Annotated in this window: 23 protein-coding genes; 13 read left to right on the forward strand and 10 right to left on the reverse strand. The window is 74.9% G+C overall.

Annotated features, from left to right (window positions below; genetic code table 11):
• Nucleotides 1-551: 551 nt before the first annotated feature.
• Nucleotides 552-3,851: a BTAD domain-containing putative transcriptional regulator gene (locus ACIF8T_RS29505; RefSeq protein WP_400039152.1), complete on the forward strand. Its 3,300-nt coding sequence runs from the start codon at nt 552-554 to the stop codon at nt 3,849-3,851.
• Nucleotides 3,852-3,898: 47 nt separating this feature from the next.
• On the opposite strand, the gene ACIF8T_RS29510 is transcribed toward ACIF8T_RS29505, so the two are convergent.
• Nucleotides 3,899-5,590, reverse strand: a complete 1,692-nt coding sequence (locus tag ACIF8T_RS29510; RefSeq protein WP_400039153.1) for a bifunctional 3'-5' exonuclease/DNA polymerase — start codon at nt 5,588-5,590, stop codon at nt 3,899-3,901.
• Nucleotides 5,591-5,629: 39 nt separating this feature from the next.
• Nucleotides 5,630-6,400, reverse strand: a complete 771-nt coding sequence (locus ACIF8T_RS29515; RefSeq protein ID WP_400039154.1) for a Clp protease N-terminal domain-containing protein — start codon at nt 6,398-6,400, stop codon at nt 5,630-5,632.
• Nucleotides 6,401-6,507: 107 nt separating this feature from the next.
• Between ACIF8T_RS29515 and ACIF8T_RS29520 the strand changes: the two genes are divergently transcribed.
• Nucleotides 6,508-7,617, forward strand: coding sequence for a DUF2786 domain-containing protein (locus ACIF8T_RS29520; protein ID WP_400039155.1), 1,110 nt, complete (start codon nt 6,508-6,510; stop codon nt 7,615-7,617).
• A 6-nt stretch (nt 7,618-7,623) separates the two neighbouring features.
• On the opposite strand, the gene ACIF8T_RS29525 is transcribed toward ACIF8T_RS29520, so the two are convergent.
• The 4 genes from ACIF8T_RS29525 to rpmB form a co-directional block, all read right to left on the reverse strand.
• Nucleotides 7,624-8,151 carry a DUF4232 domain-containing protein gene (locus ACIF8T_RS29525; protein WP_400039156.1) on the reverse strand — a complete coding sequence of 176 codons (528 nt, stop codon included), beginning with the start codon at nt 8,149-8,151 and terminating at the stop codon, nt 7,624-7,626.
• 97 nt (nt 8,152-8,248) lie between these two features.
• Entirely contained in the window at nt 8,249-8,746 is a 498-nt protein-coding gene (locus ACIF8T_RS29530) for a hypothetical protein (protein WP_400039157.1), read from the reverse strand.
• A 220-nt stretch (nt 8,747-8,966) separates the two neighbouring features.
• A complete protein-coding gene (gene rpsN, locus ACIF8T_RS29535; RefSeq protein WP_400039158.1) occupies nt 8,967-9,272 on the reverse strand; it encodes a 30S ribosomal protein S14 in 306 nt (101 codons plus the stop codon).
• 135 nt (nt 9,273-9,407) lie between these two features.
• Entirely contained in the window at nt 9,408-9,644 is a 237-nt protein-coding gene (rpmB, locus tag ACIF8T_RS29540; protein WP_400039159.1) for a 50S ribosomal protein L28, read from the reverse strand.
• Nucleotides 9,645-9,706: 62 nt separating this feature from the next.
• Between rpmB and rpmG the strand changes: the two genes are divergently transcribed.
• From rpmG to ACIF8T_RS29565, 5 genes are all read left to right on the forward strand, one after another.
• Nucleotides 9,707-9,871 carry a 50S ribosomal protein L33 gene (gene rpmG / locus ACIF8T_RS29545; protein ID WP_030284084.1) on the forward strand — a complete coding sequence of 55 codons (165 nt, stop codon included), beginning with the start codon at nt 9,707-9,709 and terminating at the stop codon, nt 9,869-9,871.
• 8 nt (nt 9,872-9,879) lie between these two features.
• Entirely contained in the window at nt 9,880-10,128 is a 249-nt protein-coding gene (locus ACIF8T_RS29550; RefSeq protein ID WP_400039160.1) for a type B 50S ribosomal protein L31, read from the forward strand.
• A gap of 4 nt (nt 10,129-10,132) precedes the next feature.
• Nucleotides 10,133-11,263: a CobW family GTP-binding protein gene (locus ACIF8T_RS29555; protein WP_400039161.1), complete on the forward strand. Its 1,131-nt coding sequence runs from the start codon at nt 10,133-10,135 to the stop codon at nt 11,261-11,263.
• Nucleotides 11,264-11,269: 6 nt separating this feature from the next.
• Nucleotides 11,270-11,503 (forward strand): 30S ribosomal protein S18, encoded by a 234-nt coding sequence (gene rpsR / locus ACIF8T_RS29560; RefSeq protein WP_400039162.1) that lies wholly within the window; start codon nt 11,270-11,272, stop codon nt 11,501-11,503.
• A gap of 507 nt (nt 11,504-12,010) precedes the next feature.
• The gene (locus ACIF8T_RS29565) at nt 12,011-12,295 is read left to right on the forward strand and encodes a DUF397 domain-containing protein (protein ID WP_400039163.1); all 285 of its coding nucleotides are present in this window, start codon (nt 12,011-12,013) and stop codon (nt 12,293-12,295) included.
• An 87-nt stretch (nt 12,296-12,382) separates the two neighbouring features.
• Here the strand turns inward: ACIF8T_RS29565 and ACIF8T_RS29570 are convergent, their stop codons facing one another.
• Nucleotides 12,383-12,886 carry an ATP-binding protein gene (locus ACIF8T_RS29570; protein WP_400039164.1) on the reverse strand — a complete coding sequence of 168 codons (504 nt, stop codon included), beginning with the start codon at nt 12,884-12,886 and terminating at the stop codon, nt 12,383-12,385.
• Between the two features lie 382 nt (nt 12,887-13,268).
• Between ACIF8T_RS29570 and ACIF8T_RS29575 the strand changes: the two genes are divergently transcribed.
• From ACIF8T_RS29575 to ACIF8T_RS29595, 5 genes are all read left to right on the forward strand, one after another.
• A complete protein-coding gene (locus ACIF8T_RS29575; RefSeq protein ID WP_400039234.1) occupies nt 13,269-14,093 on the forward strand; it encodes a helix-turn-helix domain-containing protein in 825 nt (274 codons plus the stop codon).
• A gap of 118 nt (nt 14,094-14,211) precedes the next feature.
• The gene (locus ACIF8T_RS29580; RefSeq protein ID WP_400039165.1) at nt 14,212-15,672 is read left to right on the forward strand and encodes an aldehyde dehydrogenase family protein; all 1,461 of its coding nucleotides are present in this window, start codon (nt 14,212-14,214) and stop codon (nt 15,670-15,672) included.
• 79 nt (nt 15,673-15,751) lie between these two features.
• The gene (locus ACIF8T_RS29585) at nt 15,752-16,393 is read left to right on the forward strand and encodes a PadR family transcriptional regulator (protein WP_400039166.1); all 642 of its coding nucleotides are present in this window, start codon (nt 15,752-15,754) and stop codon (nt 16,391-16,393) included.
• 117 nt (nt 16,394-16,510) lie between these two features.
• A complete protein-coding gene (locus ACIF8T_RS29590) occupies nt 16,511-17,476 on the forward strand; it encodes an ATP-binding cassette domain-containing protein (protein ID WP_400039167.1) in 966 nt (321 codons plus the stop codon).
• A gap of 5 nt (nt 17,477-17,481) precedes the next feature.
• Nucleotides 17,482-18,237: an ABC transporter permease gene (locus ACIF8T_RS29595; protein ID WP_400039235.1), complete on the forward strand. Its 756-nt coding sequence runs from the start codon at nt 17,482-17,484 to the stop codon at nt 18,235-18,237.
• An 871-nt stretch (nt 18,238-19,108) separates the two neighbouring features.
• Here the strand turns inward: ACIF8T_RS29595 and ACIF8T_RS29600 are convergent.
• Together ACIF8T_RS29600 and ACIF8T_RS29605 are read right to left on the reverse strand one after the other, a co-directional pair.
• A complete protein-coding gene (locus ACIF8T_RS29600) occupies nt 19,109-20,512 on the reverse strand; it encodes a glutamate decarboxylase (RefSeq protein ID WP_400039168.1) in 1,404 nt (467 codons plus the stop codon).
• 83 nt (nt 20,513-20,595) lie between these two features.
• Nucleotides 20,596-21,894 (reverse strand): ion channel protein, encoded by a 1,299-nt coding sequence (locus ACIF8T_RS29605; protein WP_400039169.1) that lies wholly within the window; start codon nt 21,892-21,894, stop codon nt 20,596-20,598.
• Between the two features lie 119 nt (nt 21,895-22,013).
• On the opposite strand from ACIF8T_RS29605, the gene ACIF8T_RS29610 reads away from it, so the two are divergent.
• A complete protein-coding gene (locus ACIF8T_RS29610) occupies nt 22,014-22,778 on the forward strand; it encodes a MerR family transcriptional regulator (protein WP_400039170.1) in 765 nt (254 codons plus the stop codon).
• Nucleotides 22,779-22,791: 13 nt separating this feature from the next.
• On the opposite strand, the gene ACIF8T_RS29615 is transcribed toward ACIF8T_RS29610, so the two are convergent.
• Nucleotides 22,792-23,157 carry a YbjQ family protein gene (locus ACIF8T_RS29615; RefSeq protein WP_400039171.1) on the reverse strand — a complete coding sequence of 122 codons (366 nt, stop codon included), beginning with the start codon at nt 23,155-23,157 and terminating at the stop codon, nt 22,792-22,794.
• Between the last annotated feature and the right edge of the window lie 138 nt (nt 23,158-23,295).

Consider the following 23,295-nt stretch of genomic DNA (forward strand, 5'->3'; position numbering starts at 1 on the left):
GCCGGATCACGGGACGGGCCGGATCACGGGACGGGCCGGAGCGTGCGGCGGACCGGATCACAGAGGGGCCGGAGCGCGCGGCCGACCGGATCGCGGGGCGGGTCGTGCCCGGCGGGCCGCGGCACGGTGGGCGCCGGGTCGCCGGCGGGCCCCGTCCGGCAGTGGGGATGGACGCGGGCCCCGGTCGTTCACCTCCGACGACCGGGACCCTGTCGCGTCCCGGATCCGGCCGCGGCGGCGACACTCCCCCGAGTTACGCGTTCTACGCGCGCGCCGTCGGGCCAGCTCCGATGGAGTGATCACATCAGGTCGTGCCAACACACCGCTAACATGTGGCCAACGCTTCTCCTTCTTCCCGTCGTTCGCCTGACACACAGGCACTCGGTGGCGGCGGGGCGGCCGGAAGGGCAGGGGGTTCCGGCGGAGAGCGGTGTGACGAAGGTGGCGGAAAATCGCCGTACGGAGGGCGGAACTCCGGCAGGGCGCCGCCGCGTCGGCTTCAGGCGAGGAGTGGGCCGGGGCGCGGCGCACGGGAAGGCTGTGGGACGGCGATGGGGGCACCTTCCTGCGCGAGCGGAGCCGAGAGCCCGGAGAAGCGGTGCGAGCTGCGGTTCGGACTGCTGGGGCCGCCGGTGCTGTACGACGCCCACCGCGGTGCGCACGACGGCGGGACCGCTCCCTCCCGCGCCTGCGAGCCCCGGGCGGTGCGCGGCGCCAAGGTGCGCACCCTGCTGGCCGTGCTCCTGCTCGACGCCGGCCGGGTCGTCTCCGTGGAGTCGCTCAAGGACACGCTGTGGGGCGGGGCTCCGCCCGCCTCCGCGCACGCCTCGCTGCACAACCACGTGGCCCGGCTGCGGCGGCTGCTCGACGACCCCGAGCGGCTGCGGACCGAGCCGTCCGGGTACCTGCTGCGGGTCGGCGACGGCGAGCTGGACGTCGACGTGTTCGACGCCCACGTCACCGCGGCGCGTGCCGCGCACACCCGGGGCGACTGGCAGCGGGTGGTGCGCGAGTGCGCGGCCGCGCTCGCGCTGTGGCGGGGCGCGCCGTTCACCGGGCTGCCGCCCGAGGTGGGCGGGTACGCCTTCGCCCAGCGGCTGCGGGAGGCGCGGCTGCTGCTCCTGGAGTGGCGCTACGACGCCGAACTGGCCCTGGGCGGCACACGGCTCGGCCGTCTCGTGCCGGAGCTGGCGGCGCTGGCCGCCGAGCATCCGCTGCGGGAGGCGTACCACCGCCAGCTGATGGTCGCCCTGCACCGCACCGGCCGCCGGGCCGAGGCCCTCGCCGTCCACCAGGACCTGCGCACCCGTCTCGTCGAGGAACTCGGCATCGAACCGGGCCCGGCGATGCGCGACGCCCACGTCGAGGTGCTGCGGGGCACCGCCGGCCCGGCCCCGCTCCACGGCGGCCCGCCGCCCGAGGCTCCCGGCACGCCCGCCCGCGCCCCCCGCCGGCCCCCGCGTCCCGCGCAGCTTCCGCCGCCGCCCGCCCACTTCACGGGCCGTGCGGCGGTGCGCGAGGAGCTGCGCCGCGCCCTCACGCCCGGCGCGCGCACGGCGGCCCCGGCGGTCGCCGTCGTCAGCGGCATGGCCGGCGTCGGCAAGAGCGCGCTGGCACTGCACGCGGCGCACGGGCTGGCGGACCGCTTCCCCGACGGGCAGCTCTACGTCAACCTGCACGGCGCCACGCCGGGCATGACCCCCCTGACCCCCGCCCAGGCCCTCACCGCCCTGTTGCGCGACCTGGGCGCCGACCCCCGCAGCATCCCCGAACACCCGGACGCGGCGGCCGCGTTGCTGCGCTCCCTGCTGGCGCCCACGCGCACGCTCCTGGTCCTGGACGACGCCGCGCACGCCGCGCAGGTGCGGCCGCTGCTGCCGGCCGGCGCCGGCTGCGCGGTGATCGTCACCAGCCGGTCGCCGCTCACCGCCCTAGACGGCGCGGCCCGCTTCCCGCTCGCGCCCCTGTCCGGCGAGGACAGCGCCGCGCTGCTGCGCGCGGTCTCCGGGCGCGGCCACCGCGACGGCCTCGACGCCGGCCACCCCCTCGTCGAACTGACCGGCCGCCTGCCGCTCGCCCTGCGCGTCGTCGCGGCCCGGCTCGCCGCGCGCCGGGCCCTCACCCCCGACGCCCTCGCCGGCCAACTGGCCGCGACGGAGAGCCGGTTGCACCACTTGGAGTACGACGACCTGAGCGTGCGCCGCTCCCTGGCCGTCGCGCACGACGCGCTCGCCGCCTCCGAGCGCGAGGCCGACCGGGACGCGGCCGCGGTCCTGCGCCGCATCGGTGCCCTCGACCTGCCGACGTACGGGGCACCCCTGCTGGCCCGCCTCGCCGGTACCGGCGAGCGCCGCGCCGAGGCCGCCCTCGACCGGCTGGTCGACGTCGCCCTGCTGGAGGAGACCGCGTACGGCCGGTACGCACCGCACGACCTGGTCCGCGACTTCGCCCGCGAACTGGCGGAGGGCGACCGCGCCGCGGACGCGGCCGAGACGGCGCTGCGCTGGTACGCCGCCGTCGCCGAACGCACCCTCGCCGCGATCGTCGAACCCGGCCTCGACCAGGACGACCGCCGCCGCCCGACCTCCCGCCAGCCCGCCGGGCACACCGCCCACGTGGACACCGTCCCACCCTTCGGCAGCCCGGCGGAGGCCTTCGCCTGGGGGGACGCGGAGCTGGAGAACGTGGTGGCGCTGGTGCGGCGGTACGCCGGGGACGAGGGGAGCGCCGCGGGCGATCCCGGGAGCGGGGCCGCGGCCGGCCCCGCCCGCCGCGCGGCGTACGCCTCCGCCCTGGTCCGCCTGCTCTTCCCCTACCTGCACCGCAGCGGCCGGTTCGCCGAGATGGAGGTCCTGGGGCGGGCCGCGCTGGGCGTGGCGCGGCGGCTCGGCGACGCGGCGGCGGAGGCGTACGCCCTGGGCGACCTGGCCGGACTGCACTTCCTGACCGGCCGGCACAACGACGCCCTCGCCCTGAACGACCGGGCGCTGGACATCTGGCGGCGGCTCGGCGCGGTCTCCTGGATCCGCCGGTGCCTGAACAACCGCGGCCTGCTGCTCGAAGGACTCGGCCGGCACGCCGAGTCCGGTGAGGCGCTGCGGCAGAGCCTCGCGTACTCGCGGCAGCTGGACGACCCCTACGGCGAGGCCGTCACCTACAGCCACCTCGGCAACCTGTACGAGCACACCGACCCGCGGGCCGCCATCGAGCAGCACCGGCGCTCACTGGCCATCGGGGACGAGCTCGGCGCCGTCATCGTGCAGCACTCGGCGCACTGCAACATCGGCTACGCCCACCTCCGGCTCGGTGAACCGGCCGCCGCCCTGCCGCACTTCGAGGAGAGCCTGCGCATCCTCGGCGGCCACGGCGACTGGCACGGCGAGTCCCAGACCCGGCTCGGCCTGGTCCGCGCGCTGCGCCTGCTGGGCCGGACCGAACGCGCCTTCGGCGAGTGCGCCGAGCTGCTGGTCCGCGCCGACGCCCGCGCCGACCGCTACACCGGCGCCCTCGCCCGCCACCAGCACGGGCTGCTGCTGCGGGAGCGGGGGCGGCTGCGGGAGGCGCACGAGCAGTGGCGGTCGGCCCTCGCCGCGCTGGACGGGACGGACGAGCAGGCGGTGGTGGCGGAACTCAGGGAGCTGCTGGCCCACCCGCGAGCCGGCGCACGCGCGCATCCGTACACCGACGCCGGCCCGGGTGCCGATCCGGACACCGGCCCGGACGCCGGCCCGGACACCGCTCCGCACGGCCGCCCGGACGGCGGTCCGCACGACAGCTCGCACGACAGCCCGCACGGCCGCTCGCACGACAGCCCGCGAGGCGAGCCGCACGGCACCCCCCACCCGGACTGAATCCCCGGACTGAACCCCCGCCCGGACTGAACCCCCGCCCGGGCCGTTCACTTCGCGTCGGCATAGCACTCCACCACCGCCGTCGTGAACGGGAACCGCACCGGCGTCTCCCCGAAGGTGAGCCGCCCGGCCAGGTCCGCCGACCGGCGGATCGCCGCGACGACCTCCTCGGCCTCCTCCCGCGGGCAGTGCACGATCACCTCGTCGTGCTGGAAGAAGACCAGCTCGGCCGCCTTGTCCGCCAGGGCCCGCCGCAGGGCGGCGAGCATCAGCAGGGCCCAGTCGGCGGCGCTGCCCTGCACGACGAAGTTGCGGGCGAAGCGGCCGCGGGCGCGCGCGTCGGTGGAGGCGTGGCCGGGCGCCCAGTCCTGCGCGCCGGGGGAGTCGGCCGGCTCGTCCTGGGGCAGGCCGGCCTCCTGCGTCGCGTCGTCGGTCGTCCGGGTCGCCGGCGGGCACGTCCGCCCGAGCCAGGTCCGTACGAGCCGGCCCTCCTCGCCCGCGCGGGCCGCCTCGTCGACGTACGCCACCGCCCGGGGGAAGCGGCGTCTCAGCGCGGCGAGGTTCTTCAGGCCGTCGCCGGAGGTCTGCCCGTAGACCGCGCCGAGCACGGCGAGCTTGGCCTGGGCGCGGTCGCCGGCGAAGGCGCGGTCGGACACCGACTGGTACAGGTCGGTCTCCCGGCCCGCGACCTCCATGAGGCCCGGGTCGCGCGAGACGGCCGCCAGCACCCGCGGCTCCATCTGGTCGGCGTCGGCGACGACGAGCCGCCACCCGGGGTCGGCGACCACGGCCCGGCGGATGACCTTCGGGATCTGCAGCGCGCCCCCGCCGTTGGTCACCCACCGCCCGGTGACGGTCCCGCCCGCCTGGAACTCGGGCCGGAACCGCCCGTCGTGCACCCAGTCCTGCAGCCAGGACCAGCCGTGCGCCACCCAGATCCGGTACAGCTTCTTGTACTCGATCAGCGGTTTCACGGCCGGGTGGTCGACGGACTGGATCTCCCAGCGGCGGGTCGACCTGATCTTGACGCCGGCCTGCGCGAACGCCTTCACCACGTCCGCCGGCAGGTCGGGCCGCACCCGGCGGCCGAACGCGGCGGACACCTCGTCGGCGAGCTCGGCCAGCCGGCGCGGCTCGCCGCCGCCCGCGTACCGCTCGCCCAGCAGGTCGTGCAGGACCGCGCGGTGCACGTCCGCGCGCCACGGCAGCCCGGCCGCGTTCATCTCGGCGGCCACCAGCATGCCCGCGGACTCGGCGGCCGTCAGCAGCCGCATCCGGTCCGGGTGCTCGGCGCGGTCGTGCCGCCGCTGCTGCTCGGCGTAGACCGCGAGGAGGTCCGCCAGCGGCAGGGGCGCGCCCTGCGGCTCGAAGAGCGGGGACTGCGCGCCGGGTGCGGCGGAGCGCTGCGGAGGGTCGGGCGGTACGGGGCCGCCGCGCAGCCGGGCCAGGGCGGCCGCGGCCGAACGGGGCTCGCCCGAGCGGCCCTCGTGGCCGAGCAGGAGCGTCTCGGCGTCCTCCACGTCGTAGCACCGCTCCACGCGCACGCCCGCGGCGAGCAGGCGCGGGTAGATCTCCGCGGTGGACCGCCACACCCACCGGGCGACCTCCGGCCGGCCGCGCACCGCCTCGGCCGGTCCGGGCTCCCGGCGCACCGGACCGGCGGGCAGCCCGTCCCGGCCGAGGGGGGCGACGTCCACGCCACCGTCCTCGGCCGGTGCGAGCGCCCATCGGTCGGTCATGCCGCGAGTGTGACAGGAGGGTCTGACAGAGCCCCCGGATCAGTCCTCCGGCGCCGCTTCCCGTCCCTCCGGCGCCGCCTGCGGCCCCTCCTCCCGCACGAACTGCGCGAGCGCCTCGGCCACGTACCGCTCGGTCCGTTCCTTGCCGACGCCGAGGCCGCTGAGGACGCCCGTGCCGTTCTCGTGCTCCAGCAGGGCCAGCAGCAGGTGCTCGGTGCCGACGTAGTTGTGGCCGAGGCGCAGGGCCTCGCGGAAGGTGAGTTCCAGGACCTTCTTGGCGGCCGCGCCGTAGGGCACCAGTTCCGGGACCTCCTCGGCGGCGGGCGGGAGCGCGGCGGCGGCCGCCTCGCGCACCGCGGCCGGGGCGACGCCCTGCGCGACGATCGCCTTGACGGCGATGCCCTCCGGCTCGGCCAGCAGGCCGAGCACCAGGTGCTCGGGCAGGCCCTCGGTGTTGCCCGCGGCCTTGGCCTCGTTGTGGGCGGCCATCACCGTGTTGCGGGCCCTGGGGGTGTAGCGGCTGAACCCCTGGCTCGCGTCGAGGGCGCCGCCGCCCTCCTTCGGCACGAACCTCTTCTGCGCCGCCTGCCGGGTGACCCCCATGCTCTTGCCGATGTCGGTCCAGGACGCGCCCGAGCGCCGGGCCTGGTCCACGAAGTGGCCGATCAGGTGGTCGGCCACCTCGCCGAGGTGCTCGCCCGCGATGACCGCGTCCTGGAGCTGTTCGAGGGGCTCGGCGTGGACCTTCTTGATGGCCGCGATGAGGTCGTCGAGCCGCACGGATGACGTGATGGTCGAGTTCGTCGTCATGTGTCAACCGTAGGTTGCACCCTCGGAGGTGTCAACCGCGGGTTGACAATGTTCCGGGGTGTCCCTGCCCGGCGGGTGCGCGGGGGACGGCGTGACACCATCGCACCGTGAGTACGTCCCCCACCGTCGACCGCGCCTTCGAGGCCGCCCTGTACGACACCGCCGACACCGCCCTCGACGCGGGCGCGTCCCTGCTCGCGTCCGACCCGGCGGCGGATGCCGAACTGGCGCGGCGGGGCGAGGAGTTCGTGGCCGCGGCCTGGCGGCGCGGCTGGCAGCCGGCGGACGTCGTGCGGATCGTGCGGCGGGAGCTGGACGAGGCGCACGTGCGCCTGGTGGCGGCCCTGATCCGCTCCCAGGCGGCGCACGACCGCGCGCGCGGCCGCCGCTGGACCGCCCAGCTCGGCGAGCTGACGGCCGAGCCCCCGGCCCCCGCCGACCGCTTCTCGCACGCCACGGCCGTCCTGGAGCTGTACCGCCTGCTGCTGCGGCTGCCCGCCGTCGAGCCCCTGGAGGAGGCCGCCCCGGACGCCCCGGGCGCCCGGACCGAGTCCCGCACGCTGGGCCGCATCCGCGCCCTGCTCGCCAAGGCGGAGGCGACCGGGTTCCCGGAGGAGGCGGAGGCGCTGAGCGCCAAGGCGCAGGAGCTGATGGCCCGGCACAGCGTCGACGAGGCGCTGCTGGCCGCCCGGGCGCCGTCGCCCGAGACCCCGGGCGCCTGCCGCATCGGCGTCGAGCCGCCGTACGAGCAGGCCAAGGCCGTGCTGCTGGACGCGGTCGCCACCGCCAACCACTGCCGGGCGGTGTGGAACGAACCCCTCGGCTTCTCCACGGTCGTCGGCTTCGAGACCGACCTGGAGGCGGTCGAACTCCTCTACACCTCGCTCCTCGTGCAGGCCACGACGGCGATGGCCAAGGCGGAGGCCGCCCAGCGCGCGGGGGGCCGCAAGCGCACCAAGGCCTTCCGGCAGTCCTTCCTCGCCGCCTACGCGCACCGCATCGGCACCCGCCTGCAGACGGCCGCCGAGACCCAGGTCACCGACGACCTGCTCCCGGTCCTCGCCTCCCGCGAGGTGGCGGTGACCGGGCACCTGGACCGCATGTTCCCGGAGACGACCACGACCCGGCTGCGCGGTGCGCGCGACGCCGCGGGCTGGACCGAGGGCGCGCGGGCGGCGGACCGCGCCCAGGTCAGGGCCCGGCCCCCGCTCGACTGACGCCGGTCAGTCGCCGGCCGTCTGGAAACCGCTCACCGAGGCGTCCGGAGCGTCCCCCTCCGCCTTGCGCGCGACATCGCCGTAGGACCACGCGAAGCTCCGCGTGGCGGTGGCGCCGGGCAGGGCGAACGTCACCTTCCGCACCGCGAGGCTCTCCGCCGCGCCCTCGGCGCCGCGGACGTAGGTGAGGGTGAAGGACGCGGTGGCGTTCTCCGCGAGCGTCAGGCGCTGCTCCGGCGCCGCCTCGTCGACGGGCACGGTGGCCGAGGCGCCGGCGCCGACGAGGTCGACGCCGGGGAAGCCCCGCAGCGTGCACCGGTCGCCCCGGTTGGTGAGGGTGACGGTGACGGTGCCGGTGTCCCCGGCGGCCGGTGCGGCGTTCGCCGCCGTCTCCACGCCCATCCGGTCGATCGCGCAGGCCGTGCCGGCCGCCTTCTCCTTCTCCTTGCTCTTGTTCTCGGCGCCGCCCTCGTCGCAGGCGGTCAGCAGCAGGGCCGCGGCGAGGGCGGCGGTGGCGGCGGGAAGGGCACGCATGGAAGTCCTCTGGGGGGGGACGTGGCTAGGCCGCGGGTTCGGCCTCGAAGGATCATCACGCACGCGGGCGCGCCGCAGTTGCCCGCCCCGTGCCGCCCTACGACCCGAGGCCCGCCGTGGGCAGCCCGGACGGCAGCCGTCCGCCCTCGGCCTTGGTGTAGGTCTCCGTGCCGGGGCCGCCTCCCCAGTCGACCTCCAGGGTGGTGCCGGTGACCGCCCTGACCGTGCCGGTCGTCCGGTCCTGGCTCCCGTCCGTGCAGGTCAGCCGGATCGTCCGCGTCCCGGCCCGCTCGCCGGCGGTCCCGCTGCACACGGTCCCGCCGGTCGCGAAGAGGCCCGCCCGCTCGCCGGTGACCACCAGCGCCATGGCCTTGCCGCCGGTCGTGGCGACCCAGGTGCCCTCCAGCGGCCCGGCCGGCGACGCCGGGGCGCCGGAGCCGCCGCCGGTGTCCGCGGAGGCCGTGCCGGACGCGCCGGGCCCCTCCGCCGGGCCGTCGCCGGCACCGCTGCACGCGCCCAGGAGGCACGCGCCCGCCAGGGCGACGACGGCCGCGCCCCGGGTCCGCCGGGTCCGCGCGGGACGGGAGGAGATCACCGAGGTCACTGGAGCCCCCAAGCTGTGGCCGGCCGGGCGGCCGGGCGAACCGGTCACCCCACGGGACCGAAAGGACCGCAGCAAGCTACCAGCCCGCCCCGCACGCCCGGCCGGACCCGCCGGCCCGTCCTGCGCCGTCGCCGCCGATGCCCTGCCGGACGGCGGGCCCTGTCCGGACGGCGGGCCTGCCGGGACGACGGACCCTGTCCGGACGGCGGCCCTACCAGGACGACTTCCGCACCCCCGGCAGATATCCGGCGTGCGCCTGCTCCCGCAGGCTCACCCGGGACAGCCCGAACGCCCGGAAGTACCCGCGCGGGCGGCCGTCCACCTGGTCCCGGTTGCGGACGCGCGTGGCGCTCGCGTCACGCGGCTGTCGCCGCAGTTCCCGCTGGGCGGCGAGCCGCTCGGCCTCCGTCGACGACGGCCGGCGGATGACCTCCTTCAGCTCGGCCCGGCGCGCGGCGTACCGCGCGACGACCTCCTGCCGCCTGTCGTTCTTCGCGATCTTGCTCTTCTTCGCCATGTCTCCTCCTCGCTCCTCGGCCGCCGGCCCCGACGCCGGTCGGCCCCGATGTCCCCGGCCCCGATGTCCCCGGCCCCGGAACCGCCGGGTCCCGGAACCGCTCAGTCCCGGGCCCGCACCCCGGACCCGCACCCCTCAGACCCGCACCCCCCGCGCCCGGATCCGGGCGACGGCCGCCTCGACGCCGATCACGTCGACGGTCTTGATCCCCTTGGTGCTCAGCCTCAGCCGCACGTACCGCCCCTCGCTCGGCAGCCAGTAGCGCTTGGTCTGGACGTTGGGGTCGAAGCGGCGGGAGGTCCGCCGGTGCGAGTGGGAAACGGTGTTGCCGAAGCCGGGCCGGGCGCCGGTCAGCATGCAGTGCGCGGACACGGGTGAGGCACCTCTCTCGAAGCCGTGATGTAAATGGGAATCATTTTCAGTAGCATAGCGGCATGGCACGCAACGAACTCCGCCCGGTCGTCAAACTCCGGTCCACCGCCGGGACCGGCTACACGTACGTCACCCGCAAGAACCGCCGCAACGATCCCGACCGCCTGGTGCTGCGCAAGTACGACCCGGTCGCCGGGCGCCACGTCGACTTCCGAGAGGAGCGCTGACCACCGCCATGCGCAAGGGAATCCACCCGGACTACGGCCTCGTCGTCTTCCGCGACCGCGCCGCGAACCACGCCTTCCTCACCCGTTCCACCATGACGAGCGACAAGACGATCGAGTGGGAGGACGGCGTCACCTACCCGGTCGTCGACGTCGAGATCTCGGACGTCAGCCACCCCTTCTACACCGGCACCGCCCGCGTCCTGGACACGGCGGGCCGCGTGGAGCGCTTCGAGCGCCGCTACGGGAAGCGGGGCTGACGCCGTGCCCGACCTCTCCGTCGTGATCGTCGGCGGGCTGCACGCCGACGCTCGCCGGGCGGCCGTCGAGCGGCTGCTCGCCGAGGTGCCCGGCAGCGTCGTCCTCCACCACGACCTGGCGACGGCCGCCGCCGGCACGGTCGTACGCACGGTCCGGGACGCCCGCGGGGTCGTGTCGGCCGGCGAGACGCCGCTCGTCAACGACTGCGCCTGCTGCGCGCTGCGCGAGGACCTGGTCCCGGAGCTCGTCCGCATCCGGGACGCGGGCACCACCCGGCTCGCCGTCGTCGAACTGTGGGACTCGGTCGAGCCCAAGGCGATGGCCGAGGTCGTCACCGCCGGCGGGCTCACCGTCACCGGCGTGCTCACCGCCGTCGACCCGGCCCTGCTCCTGCCGTATCTCGGCAACGGCGACGACCTCGCCGAGGGCGGGCTGGCCGCGGCCGCGACCGACCAGCGCACGGTCGCCGACACCTTCGCGCGGCAGCTGGAGTACGCCCCCGTGCTGGCCGTCGCCGACTCCCCGGAGGCCGACGACGAGGACCGCGAACTGCTGGTCCAGCTGCACCCGACGGCCCGCCGGGTCCCGATCGGCAGCGGTGACCTGGCGGCCGCCGCGCTGGCCGGCTTCGACGTGGAGGTCGCGGCGGCCGCCCAGCACCCGGCCTGCGCCCTGCTGCCCGCCGAGGCCGACGCGCACGGCGTCGCCACCTTCGTCTGGCACCGCCGCCGCCCCTTCCACCCGGAACGCCTCTACGCCGCCCTGGAGGACCTGACCTGCGCCGCCGCCCGCAGCCGGGGCCGGTTCTGGCTCGCCGACAAGCCCGACACGCTGTTCCACTGGGACGCGGCGGGCGGCGCCCTGTGCGTGGAGGGCGCGGGCCCCTGGCTGGCCTCGCTGCCCGACGCGGCCTGGGAGATGGTCCCGCCGGTGCGCCGCGCCGCCGCCGCGCTGGACTGGCACCCCGAGCACGGCGACCGCGGCCAGCACCTCGTCTTCACCTCGCCCGGCCTCGACCGGGACGGACTCGCGCGGCTGCTGGAGTCCTGCCTGCTGACCGACGCCGAGTACGCCGCCGGGCGCGACGCCTGGCAGCGCCTCCCGCACGCCTTCGACACCCTCCTGGAGGTCTGACCCGCCATGCCCCGCACGGCAGAACGCAAGCCCGTCAAAGCCCGGCCCAACCCGCTGGACCAGGCCGGGATCACGTACGTCGACTACAAGGACACCGACCTGCTGCGGAGGTTCCTCTCCGACCGCGGCAAGATCCGCAGCCGCCGGGTCACGCGGGTGACCTCCCAGCAGCAGCGGCAGCTCGCCCGCGCGATCAAGAACGCGCGGGAGATGGCGCTGCTGCCGTACGCCGGCCGCTGAGGCCGCGGAAGGCACCGTCCCGGACGCCGGGGGGAAGGCGGGCACCCGCCCTTCCCCCCGGCGTCCGCGCGTCAACACCGTGTGCCGGTGAGAGAATGGAACGCGCCGTTCCGAGGAGCGCCCCGCCCGGGGCGCCTTCCCGGGCGCACCCCGCCCCACCCCGACCGAGCAGGTGCGACACCCGGCCACCCCGCCCGCCGCGCGGAGCGTCACCCCCGCCACGGGCGCCCCGCCGGCCCCGGAATTGCGGTCCCCGCCCGGCGGGCATCCGCAGCCGCAAACGTCTCACCCGCCCCTGTTCGGGCCGGCCCTGGAACGGCTGGGCCGACCAGGTCGTCCAAGCTGACAGAGGGGACGACGCGGCGGCCGACGGAACTGTAACCGTGGGACCACCCCGCGTGCACGTGCATCTGCCCATGCATCTGCACATGAACAGAGCTATGATCCGGGTCAGTTGACCACTGCATCAATGGCCACATCAGCCAGTGCACCACCGGGGAGCGACCTGTGGACCACGACGTGTACGACGGTGCCGTGTACGACGGTGCCGACGCGTCCGGCGCGTACAACGGCATGGCGGCCACGGAGCTGCGCGGTGTCGCCTGGCAGAAGAGCCGGCACAGCAACTCGCAGGGCTCCTGCGTGGAGTTCGCCCGGCTGCCGGGCGGGGACGTGGCCGTGCGCAACTCGCGGTTCCCCGACGGCCCGGCGCTCGTCTACACGCGCGCGGAGATCGAGGCGATGCTGCTCGGCGTCAAGGACGGCGAGTTCGACCACCTGGTCGCGGGCTGACCCGCGGCCGGACGGCAGCGCGGGAGGACGGCGGTCCCCCCGCCGTGACGCGCGTAGATCCGCGGCGCCGAGAGGTGCCGCGGATCCTCACTCGGACGGGGCGGTCCGCTCGGGACCCGCGCTCCGCTGGATCCGGAACAGCGCCCAGACCACCTTGCCGCTGAGCGCGCCCGCGAGCGGGTGCCAGCCCCAGCAGTCGCTGAAGGACTCGACGAGGAACAGCCCGCGCCCCGACTCGGCGGAGAAGTCCTCCGAGTCCCGCGCGACCGGGCTGTCGTGGCTGGGGTCGCGCACCGCGCACACCAGCCGCCCGGTCCAGCGCATCAGGTGCAGCCGCACGGGCGGTTCCAGCTCCGTCCGCCGCGCGGAGCTCGCGGGCAGCGCGTGGCGCAGGGCGTTGGTCACCAGTTCCGAGACCACCAGACAGACGTCGTCGAAGCGGTCGCCGAGCTCCCACTGGTCGAGGGTCCGGCGGGTGAACTGCCGTGCCTCGCGCACCGCGTCGAAGCGGGCGGGCAGAGCACAGGAGACGGCGTCGGACACGGCCGCGGGGTCCAGCGGCGGAAGGCCCTGCCGTAAAGGCTCGAGCATGGTCGATCCATTCGTCCCCATGCGAGGCACTCCCGGGAGTTCGCGGCCGAAGCGATGCGGTGGTGCGGGCACCATGGTTTCGGATGCGTACAGCAGATGCAAGGGCAGATGCACGTGCACGTGACCGAAATGGTCCTTCCCGTACCGCTTGTTGGTCAATTTTTCCGTCATCTTCGTGTCCCTTTCTCGCCCCCTTCGCGTCGGCCCGCGCTCCCGGCGGACCCGTCCGCGCCCGCTCCTGAACGCAATCTTTGGCTCGATTCCGTTTCCGTAACCGGGCGAGTACTGCTCGAAGTGTTTTAGTGGCAGACTTCGGCCCCTGAAGACGTTGGGGAGGCTGGCGAACGTGAGCGCGGGAGAGCCGGGATCGGTGGTGCGGCGCATGCTGCTCGGATCACAACTCAGGCGACTGCGTGAGGCGCGGGGGATCACGCGCGAGGCGGCGGGCTATTCGATCCGCGCCTCCGAATCGAAGATCAGCCGGATGGAGTTGGGCCGGGTGAGCTTCAAGACGAGGGACGTCGAGGACCTGCTGACGCTGTACGGCATCACGGACGAGCAGGAGCGCGCCTCGCTGCTGTCGCTCGCCCGCGAGGCCAACGTCGCGGGCTGGTGGCACAGTTACTCGGACGTGCTGCCGAGCTGGTTCCCGACCTACGTGGGCCTGGAGGGCGCGGCCTCCCTGATCCGCGCGTACGAGGTGCAGTTCGTGCACGGCCTGCTCCAGACCGAGGAGTACGCCCGCGCGGTCGTCCGGCGGGGCATGCAGGGCGCGAGCGAGGCGGACGTCGACAAGCGCGTGGCGCTGCGCCTGGAGCGGCAGAAGTACCTGGTCGCGGAGAACGCCCCCGAGTTCCACGTCATCCTCGACGAGGCCGCCCTGCGCCGCCCGTACGGGGACCGCGCGGTGATGCGCGGCCAGCTCCAGCACCTGATCGAGATCTCCGAGCGGCCCAACGTCCGGCTCCAGGTGATGCCGTTCAGCTTCGGCGGGCACGCCGGCGAGTCCGGCGCGTTCACCATCCTCAGCTTCCCGGAGTCCGACCTGTCGGACGTCGTGTACCTGGAGCAGCTCACCAGCGCCCTGTACCTCGACAAGGCCGAGGACGTCGCCCAGTACGAGCGGGCGCTGAAGGAGCTCCAGCAGGACAGCCCGGGCCCCTCCGAGAGCCGCGACGTTCTCCGGGGTCTCCTCCAACTCTCCTGATAAACAAGTACGATGACGTGTGATCAGTCCGTGAAGTCGATCAGGAGCCCGCGTCGACTGCCACGGCTCGGACCGCCACGGCCTGCCCTGCTCCGGCAGCGAGGGATTGAGGGATCACATGTCGTCCTACTTCACCGACCTGGCTCAGCAGTACATCGACGGTGAGTGGCGCCCGGGCACCGGTTCCTGGGACATCATCGACTTCAACCCGTACGACGACGAGAAGCTGGCGTCGATCACCATAGCCACGGTCGACGAGGTGGACGAGGCGTACCGGGCCGCCGAGCGGGCGCAGAAGCAGTGGGCGGACACCAACCCGTACGCCCGCCGCGCGGTCTTCGAGAAGGCGCTGCGCCTGGTCGAGGAGCGCGAGGAGGAGATCACCGAGGCGATCGTCGCCGAGCTCGGCGGCACCCGTCTCAAGGCCGCCTTCGAGCTCCACCTCGCCAAGGAGTTCCTGCGCGAGGCGGTCCACCTGGCGCTGCGGCCCGAGGGGCGGATCATCCCCTCCCCGGTCGACGGCAAGGAGAACCGCGTCTACCGGGTGCCGGTCGGGGTGGTGGGCGTGATCAGCCCCTTCAACTTCCCCTTCCTGCTGTCGCTCAAGTCGGTCGCCCCGGCGCTCGCGCTCGGCAACGCCGTGGTGCTCAAGCCGCACCAGAACACCCCGGTCGTGGGCGGCTCCCTGGTCGCGAAGATCTTCGAGGACGCGGGGCTGCCCGGCGGCCTGCTGAACGTCGTCATCACGGACATCGCCGAGATCGGCGACGCCTTCCTGGAGCACCCGGTCCCGAAGGTCATCTCCTTCACCGGCTCCGACAAGGTCGGCCGTCACGTCGCCACCGTCTGCGCGGCCCGCTTCAAGCGCTCCGTCCTCGAACTGGGCGGCAACAGCGCCCTGGTGGTCCTCGACGACGCCGACGTCGACTACGCGGTCGACGCCGCCGTCTTCAGCCGCTTCGTCCACCAGGGCCAGGTCTGCATGGCCGCGAACCGCGTCCTCGTGGACCGTTCGGTCGCCGAGGAGTTCACCGAGAAGTTCGTCGCCAAGGTCAGGTCCCTCAAGGCCGGCGACCCGCGCGACCCGCAGACCGTGATCGGCCCGGTCATCAACTCCTCGCAGGCGGAGGCCCTCTCGGGCGTGGTGGAGCAGGCGCTCGCCGAGGGCGCCACCGCCCTGGTGCGCGGCGGCCGGACCGACAACCTCGTCGAGCCGTCCGTCCTGACCGGCCTGCCCGCCGACTCGGCCCTGCTGCGCCAGGAGGTCTTCGGCCCGGTCGTCTTCCTCGTCCCGTTCGACGGCGAGGAGGAGGCCGTGCGCCTCGTCAACGACACCCCGTACGGCCTCAGCGGCGCGGTGCACACCGCGGACGTCGAGCGGGGCGTGAACTTCGCCAAGCGGATCGACACCGGCATGTTCCACGTGAACGACGGCACCGTGCACGACGAGCCGATCGTCCCCTTCGGCGGCGAGAAGCAGTCGGGCATCGGCCGCCTGAACGGCGACACGATGCTGGACGCCTTCACCACGGTGAAGTGGATCTCGGTGCAGCACGGCCGCAGCGGCTTCCCGTTCTGACCTTCCGCCTCCCGCGGGCCCGCGCGGACGGGACGGGGCACCTCCGGGGGCCGGGCTCCGGGGCCCTACGCTGGAGGCCATGTCAGCGATCCGTCTCCTCGTGCTCGGCGCGGTCCGCCAGCACGGGCGGGCCCACGGCTACCAGGTCCGCAACGACCTGGAGTACTGGGGCGCGCACGAGTGGTCCAACGCCAAGCCCGGCTCGATCTACCACGCGCTGAAGCAGATGGCGAAGCAGGGCCTGCTGCACGCGCACGAGATCGCCCCGTCCACGGCCGGCGGCCCGCCTCGCACGGAGTACGAGGTCACCGAGCAGGGCACCGAGGAGTACTTCCGGCTGCTGCGCGAGTCCCTGACCGCCTACGACCAGAAGCCGGACGTCCTCTCGGCGGCGCTCGGCTTCATGGTCGACCTCGACCGCGCGGAGGCGCTGGCGCTGCTGGAGGAGCGGGTGCGCACGATCGGGCAGTGGCGCAAGGCCGTCACCGAGTACTACACCCCGGAGGACGGTCCCGGGCAGCTCGGCCACATCGGGGAGATCATGAACTTCTGGGTGCACTCCGCCGACACCGGCGCCGAGTGGACCCGCGGCCTCATCGAGCGCATCCGCGCCGGCGCGTACACCTTCGCCGGTGAGGGCGAGCCGTTCGTCGGCGTCCTGGCCGAGGGCGAGGAGAACCCGTACGCGACGGGGGAGCGGCATCCCGGGGACGCGCGCTGACCGCGGAGCGTGCGTGCTGACCGCCGAGCGGTCGGGGTAATCAAGTTTGACCAATGGGTGGGCCGGGGATACCGTGCGAGCGATTATTCAAATTTGACTAGAGGTGAGGGGGCTTCCGTGGCCGAAGCGGCGATCACCGTCGAAGGCGCACGCAAGACGTACGGCGGCAAGGACGGCACCCACGCGCTGGACGGGCTCGACCTGACGGTCGCGCGCGGCACGGTGCACGGGGTGCTCGGCCCCAACGGCGCGGGCAAGACCACGCTGGTGCGGGTCCTGTCCACCCTGCTGCGGCCCGACGCGGGCCGGATCACGGTCGCCGGGCACGACGTGGTGCGCGAGGCGTACGCGGTACGCCTGCGCATCGGCCTGCTCGGCCAGCACGCGGCGCTCGACGAGGAGCTCGGCGGCCGGCAGAACCTGGAGCTGTTCGGCCGCCTGTACCACCTGGGCGCCCGGCGGGCACGCGCGCGGGCCGGCGAACTCCTGGACCGCTTCGGTCTCGCCGGCGCCGGGGGCAAGCCGGTGCGCGCCTACAGCGGCGGCATGCGGCGCCGCCTGGACCTGGCCGCCTCGCTGATCGTCGAACCGGAGGTGCTCTTCCTGGACGAGCCGACCACCGGCCTCGACCCGCGCGGGCGCGCCGAGGTGTGGGAGTCGGTCCGCTCGCTGGTCGGCGGCGGCACCACGGTCCTGCTCACCACCCAGTACCTGGAGGAGGCCGACCAGCTCGCCGACCGCGTCTCGGTCGTGGACGCCGGCCGCGTGATCGCCGAGGGCACCGCCGACGAGCTGAAGTCCCGCGTCGGCGGCGACCGCATCGACGTCGTGCTGCGCGACGCCGGGCAGCTCGGCGCGGCCGTCGCCCTGCTGCCCGTACCGGCGGACGCCGTCGCCGTGGACCCCGACCGCCGGCTGCTGAGCTGGCCGGTCACCGAGCGCATGACGGCCCTCTTCGGGGTGGTGCGGGCCCTGGAGGAGGCCGGGATCGAGGCGGAGGACGTCGCGCTGCGGCGGCCGACGCTGGACGAGGTGTTCCTGCACCTCACGGGAACCGGCCACCGAGTGGAGGAGCACGCGTGAGCACGATGCCGTACGCCCTGACCGACTCCTGGACCATGACCCGCCGCGAACTCGCCCGCTGGGGAAGGCAGCCCGTCCAGGTGGCCGTCGGCCTGGTCTTCCCGGTCATGCTGCTGCTGATGTTCGGCTACCTGATCGGCGGCGGCCGCGGCGTGAGCGGCGCCTACATCGACTACCTGGTGCCCGGCATGCTCGCGCTCACCATGGCCTTCGGCCTGGAGGGCACGATGATCGCCGTCACCCAGGACCTCAACAAAGGGGTCATCGACCGGTTCCGCTCGATGCCCATGGCCGACGGCGCGGTACTGGTGGGCCGTTCGGCCGCGGACATGCTCCAGTCGGTGCTGGTCCTGGCCGTCCTGGCCGCCGTCGGCCACGCCCTCGGCTGGCGCGCCCAGGGCGGTGCGGCGGCCTTCCTCGGCGCCATGGGGCTGCTCCTGCTGTTCCGTTTCGCGATGCTGTGGGCCGGCATCCACCTGGCGCTGGTGGCGGGGAGGCCCGAGATGGTGACGGCCGTGCAGATCCTCGTCTGGCCGGTCGGCTTCCTGTCCAACGCGCTGGCCGCACCCGAGTCGATGCCCGGCTGGCTCGGCACGGCCGTCCAGTGGAACCCGATGTCCCGCACGGCGACGGCGGTCCGGGACCTGCTCGGCCCCGGCGGGGAAACGGCCCACGTGTGGCCCGCCGTGCTGTGGCCGCTGGCCCTGCTCGCGGTGTTCTTCCCCCTGGCGGTCCGGAGGTTCGCGCGGCTGAGCCGGTAGGGGGTCGGCGGGGCCGGGGACGGCCTGATGGTCTGCCGGGGGCCGGGGGCGGTCTGCTGGTCTGTCGGGGGCCGGGTGCTGATGGTCTGCCGGGACCGGGTCCGACTGGACCTGCGCGTCCGCGGCCGCCTCCCGAGGCGCCGGAGGTGCGTGCGGCCGGGCCGCGAGACCTTCCCGGCCCCCGGCCGCCACGGGGCGGCCCGCCGGGACGCGCTCACACCCGGCGGGCCCCGCACGCGGACGTGGCGGCCGGACCCGCCACGTCCGCGTGCATGCGCCGCAGCTCCCGGGGCCGTCCGGTCCCCGGCACGCCGGTGCGCGGCGTGGACGGCCCTCACCACGGACGGCCGGGCGGCCCACCCCGGACCGCGCGGGTACTCCCCGGGGCGGTGGGCCCTTCCCGGGCCGTCGGGTCCTTCAGGGCCGTCGGGTTCTCCCCGGGCCGTCGGGTTCTCCCCGGACCGGCAGACCCACCCCGGACCGTCGGGTCCTCCCCGGACCGGCGGACCCACCCCAACCAGGGGCGACCCGGCCACGACCGACCGGTTCCGCCCGGGCGCCGCCGCGGGGCCGGGCGGCGCCCGACGCACCCTGTCCGCCGGCCCCGGAGCGCAGGAGCCGGCCGTCGTCCCGCCCGCCGGGCCCGGGTCCCGCCGCCCCGGCCGGGGCGGACGGCGGGCAGGCGCGGACGGGCCCTGGGGTCTGTCCGACCATTCCCGCCTGTCTCGCGACGCCCTGCACGCGCTCTCGCCGCACCGGGCGCAGAGCCGAGTACGTCCCGTACGAGGCTCTGTGCCCGGCACGCCGAGAGCACGCACCTGACGCCGCGGGACCGCCCTCCGGGCGACGGACGGGAATGGTCAGACAGCCCCTAGTGGTGGAACCCGGTCGCCGCGCTCCGGTCCCGGGTCAGGGGACCCGGCTGGCGGCGCAGCTCCGGCAGCAGCCGGGTCAGGTCCTCGACGAGGAGTTCGGCGAGGTCGGCGGAGAAGCCGTTGCGGCACACCACCCGCAGCACGGACAAGTCCTCGCGGTGCGGCGGGAAGGTGTACGCGGGCACCAGCCAGCCGTGCTCCCGCAGCCGCCGCGAGACGTCGAACACGTCGTACGCCGTCACGTCCGGCGCGGTGGTGAAGGCGAAGACGGGCAACTGGTCGCCCCGCGTCAGCAGCCGGAAGTCGCCGAGCGCCTCGACGCGTCCGGCCAGGCCCCGCGCCACGTCCCGCGCGGCCTGCTGCACGGCCCGGTAGCCCTCCCGGCCCAGCCGCAGGAACGTGTAGTACTGCGCCACGACCTGCGCGCCCGGCCGCGAGAAGTTCAGCGCGAAGGTCGGCATGTCACCGCCCAGGTAGTTCACCCGGAACACCAGCTCCTCCGGCAGGGCGTCCGCGTCCCGCCACAGCGCCCAGCCGACCCCCGGGTAGACCAGCCCGTACTTGTGCCCGGAGGTGTTGACGGACGCCACCCTCGGCAGCCGGAAGTCCCACACCACGTCCTCGTCGAGGAACGGCGCGACCATGGCGCCGGACGCCCCGTCGACGTGCACGGGGACGTCGAGTCCGGTCCGCTCCCGCAACGCGTCCAGCGCCGCGCACAGTTCGGCGACCGGCTCGTAGGACCCGTCGAAGGTGGAGCCGAGGACGGCGACGACCCCGATGGTGTTCTCGTCGCACAGCTCGGCGGCGGCCTGCGGATCCAGGTGGAACCGGTCGCCCTCCATGGGGACCTGACGGGCCTCCACCTCCCAGAAGGTGCAGAACTTCTCCCAGCACACCTGGACGTTCACGCCCATCACCAGGTTCGGGCGCGCGCCCGGATACCGGTCCGCGTTGCGCTTCGCCCACCGCCGCTTCAGCGCCATCCCGGCCAGCATGCACGCCTCGCTCGACCCGGTCGTCGAACAGCCCACGGCCGCGGACGGGTCGGGCGCGTTCCACAGGTCGGCGAGCATCGCCACGCACCGCCGCTCCAGTTCGGCGGTGCGCGGGTACTCGTCCTTGTCGATCATGTTCTTGTCCCGGCACTCCGCCATCAGGACCCCCGCCTGCGGCTCCATCCAGGTGGTGACGAAGGTGGCCAGGTTCAGCCGGGCGTTGCCGTCCAGCATCAGCTCGTCGTGCACGAGCTGGTACGCCGTCGAGGGCGCCACCGGGCCGGCGGCCAGCCGGTGCGTGGGCGGGGCCTCGGTCATGTCGCCGACCGGGTTGGCGGGACCGTAGAACGGGTTGACGGACAGGCGGCGGTCGCCGGCCTGCGGGCCTTCGTGGAGCGGCACGGGTGCCTCCGTGGCATGAGGGGACGGATCGGCGGCGGGTCGGTTCGCGGGAGGGGGACGGGGAGGGCGGGGGCGCGGGGCGGTCACCGGACCGCCGTGCCGTCCGCGCGCAGCTGCATCTGCGGGCGCCCGGTCACCAGCAGCCAGGCGGGCAGCGAGGCGAAGCACAGCAGGGCGACGACCGACGGCGAGGCGACGAGGACGGCGGCGGTGAACAGGCTCACCCAGCCCTGCCGGGTGACCGCCAGCAGCACGCCGAGCACCCCGGCCGAGACGCCCACCGCCGGATGCACCCCGGGCACCAGCGCGTGGGCGCACAGGCCGAGCGCGGTGCCGACGAAGACGGCCGGGAAGATGCGCCCGCCGCGGAACCCGCAGGACGCGGCGACGAGCAGCGCGGCCAGCTTCACCACCGCCAGCACGGCGAACCCGCCCGCCGACCAGCCCTCGGGGTCGCGCGCCAGCTCCGCGGTCTCGTCGAGCCCCTTGAAGAGCGTCAGCGGCCCGCCCAGCGCCGCCAGGGCGGCCAGGACGAGCCCGCCGGCCGGCAGCATCAGCATCGGGTGCCGCAGCCGCCGGAACGCCCCGTGGACGTACGGGAGGGCGCGGACCGCGCACAGGCCGAGCAGCGCGCCCGCCGAGGCGACCACGAGCGCCGCCAGCAGGTCGCCCCAGCCCGGCCGGCCGAAGCCGGGCAGGTCCAGGTCGAAGCTCGGGCGGGCCACCAGGGTGGCCGTCAGCGCCCCGGCCGCCGCCGCGGTCAGCGGGGCGAAGAGCCGGTCCCACAGCAGGCCCCCGCGCGGCCCCGCCGCCCGCTGTGCCGTGAGCGCCTCGGAGATGACGAGCGCGGCGGCCACGGGCGTCCCGAACAGCGCCCCGATCGTGCCCGCCTCCGCCAGCGCCGCCCACGAGCGCGCGGGGGCCCGGGGCACGGCCCGGCCGCCCAGCCAGACCGCCAGGCCGACGTTCACCGCGATGACCGGGTTCTCGGGGCCGAGGCTGGGTCCGCCGGCCAGCGTCAGGGCGGCCGCCAGCAGCAGCCCCGGCAGCACCGCGGGCGGCAGCACGGGCGCGTCCAGCCCGGTGGTCGCCGGGTCGGGGCCCGCGTGCCCGGGCGCCTTCCACACCACCAGCCCGACCGCGAGCCCGGTCGCCACCAGCACCGCGGTCGTCCACAGCACGGAGTGCCGGCCGACGCCGAGCGCGTCGGGCAGGTCCCGCCACAGCACGTGCTGGAGCTCCTCGGCCGCCGCGCTCACGCCCAGCAGGAGCAGGCCGGCGCCGACGCCCACGGCCAGCGCCGGGAGAATCGACGGAAGCAGGGCCCGGGCGGGGGTCGCCGGGGCCGAGGAGGGGGTCTGCCGGGCGCTGTCCTGGACCACGGGCACACGATAGACGGACGAAGCGGACAAATCCCTCAGAACGGCCGTGTGCGGGAACCGGCTTGCACCTCACGTCACGTCAGGGCCCACCGTGGAGCGCGTACGAGAAGGGAGCGGAAGTGAGCTATTCCGTGGGACAGGTCGCCGGGTTCGCCGGGGTCACGGTGCGCACCCTGCACCACTACGACGGCATCGGCCTGCTCGTCCCGAGCGAGCGCAGCCACGCGGGCCACCGGCGCTACAGCGACGCCGACCTCGACCGGCTGCAGCGGATCCTGTTCTACCGGGAGCTCGGCTTCCCGCTCGACGAGGTCGCCGTACTGCTCGACGACCCGGACGCGGACCCGCGCGCGCACCTGCGCCGGCAGCACGAGCTGCTGACCGCCCGGATCGAGAAGCTGAGCAGGATGGCGGCGGCCGTGGAGCACGCCATGGAGGCACGCACGATGGGCATCAACCTCACGCCGGAGGAGAAGTTCGAGGTGTTCGGGGACAAGGACCCCGAGCAGTACGCGGAGGAGGCCGAGCAGCGCTGGGGCGGCACGGAGGCGTACGCCGAGTCGCAGCGCCGGGCCGCCCGCTACACCAAGGAGGACTGGAAGCGCATCCAGGCCGAGACCGCCGACTGGAGCGAGCGCTACGGCGCCCTGATGGCCGCCGGGCAGCCCGCGTCCGGCGGGGCGGCCATGGACCTGGCCGAGGAGCACCGGCAGCACATCTGCCGCTGGTTCTACGCGTGCGGGTACGAGCTGCACACCTGCCTGGGCGAGATGTACGTCTCCGACGAGCGCTTCAAGGCGTTCTACGACGCCATGCGCCCGGGTCTCGCCGAGCACCTGAGGGACGCGATCGCCGCGAACGCGGCCCGGCACGCCACCGCGTGACGTCCTGGCCCGGTCACTCCCGGGCCAGGACCACCGCCGTGCCGTACGCGCACACCTCGGTGCCGACGTCCCCCGCTTCCGTCACGTCGAAGCGGAACGCCAGCACGCCGTTGGCGCCCCGCGCGCGTGCCTGCTCCACCAGGCGTTCCATGGCCTGGTTGCGGGTCTGCACGAGCGTCTTGGTCAGACCCTTCAGCTCGCCGCCGACCAGCGACTTCAGTCCGGCGCCGAGCTGGCTGCCGACGTGCCGGGAGCGGACCGTCAGCCCGAAGACCTCGCCCAGCACCCGCTCCACCCGGTGGCCCGGGACGTCGTCGGTGGTGACCACCAGGACGTCGGGCTCGGGGCCCTGCCCGCCGCCGTACTCGTCGATGCTCATGGCTCCCAGCTTTGCCCCGGAGGGCCCGCGGTGCATCCTGGGTACCCCCGTGGAACCCGGGGACCGGCGGCTGCGTTGATAATTTGGGCAGCCCGCCCCCCGCCCGCCCCCCAGCAGCAGGAGCCACATCCCCGTGAC

The organism is Streptomyces sp. NPDC085946 (assembly GCF_044540485.1).
In the GTDB taxonomy this organism is placed as follows: Bacteria; Actinomycetota; Actinomycetes; order Streptomycetales; family Streptomycetaceae; genus Streptomyces.

Coding starts and splice junctions, on each gene's coding strand:
- ACIF8T_RS29570 (WP_400039164.1), bottom strand. CDS start 12,886: ATGCTCGAGCCTTTACGGCAGGGCCTTCCGCCGCTGGACCCCGCGGCC.
- ACIF8T_RS29575 (WP_400039234.1), top strand. CDS start 13,269: ATGCTGCTCGGATCACAACTCAGGCGACTGCGTGAGGCGCGGGGGATC.
- ACIF8T_RS29510 (WP_400039153.1), bottom strand. CDS start 5,590: ATGACCGACCGATGGGCGCTCGCACCGGCCGAGGACGGTGGCGTGGAC.
- ACIF8T_RS29615 (WP_400039171.1), bottom strand. CDS start 23,157: ATGAGCATCGACGAGTACGGCGGCGGGCAGGGCCCCGAGCCCGACGTC.
- rpsR (WP_400039162.1), top strand. CDS start 11,270: ATGCCCCGCACGGCAGAACGCAAGCCCGTCAAAGCCCGGCCCAACCCG.
- ACIF8T_RS29550 (WP_400039160.1), top strand. CDS start 9,880: ATGCGCAAGGGAATCCACCCGGACTACGGCCTCGTCGTCTTCCGCGAC.
- ACIF8T_RS29505 (WP_400039152.1), top strand. CDS start 552: ATGGGGGCACCTTCCTGCGCGAGCGGAGCCGAGAGCCCGGAGAAGCGG.
- rpmG (WP_030284084.1), top strand. CDS start 9,707: ATGGCACGCAACGAACTCCGCCCGGTCGTCAAACTCCGGTCCACCGCC.
- ACIF8T_RS29580 (WP_400039165.1), top strand. CDS start 14,212: ATGTCGTCCTACTTCACCGACCTGGCTCAGCAGTACATCGACGGTGAG.
- ACIF8T_RS29525 (WP_400039156.1), bottom strand. CDS start 8,151: ATGCGTGCCCTTCCCGCCGCCACCGCCGCCCTCGCCGCGGCCCTGCTG.
- ACIF8T_RS29595 (WP_400039235.1), top strand. CDS start 17,482: ATGCCGTACGCCCTGACCGACTCCTGGACCATGACCCGCCGCGAACTC.
- rpsN (WP_400039158.1), bottom strand. CDS start 9,272: ATGGCGAAGAAGAGCAAGATCGCGAAGAACGACAGGCGGCAGGAGGTC.
- ACIF8T_RS29515 (WP_400039154.1), bottom strand. CDS start 6,400: ATGACGACGAACTCGACCATCACGTCATCCGTGCGGCTCGACGACCTC.
- ACIF8T_RS29585 (WP_400039166.1), top strand. CDS start 15,752: ATGTCAGCGATCCGTCTCCTCGTGCTCGGCGCGGTCCGCCAGCACGGG.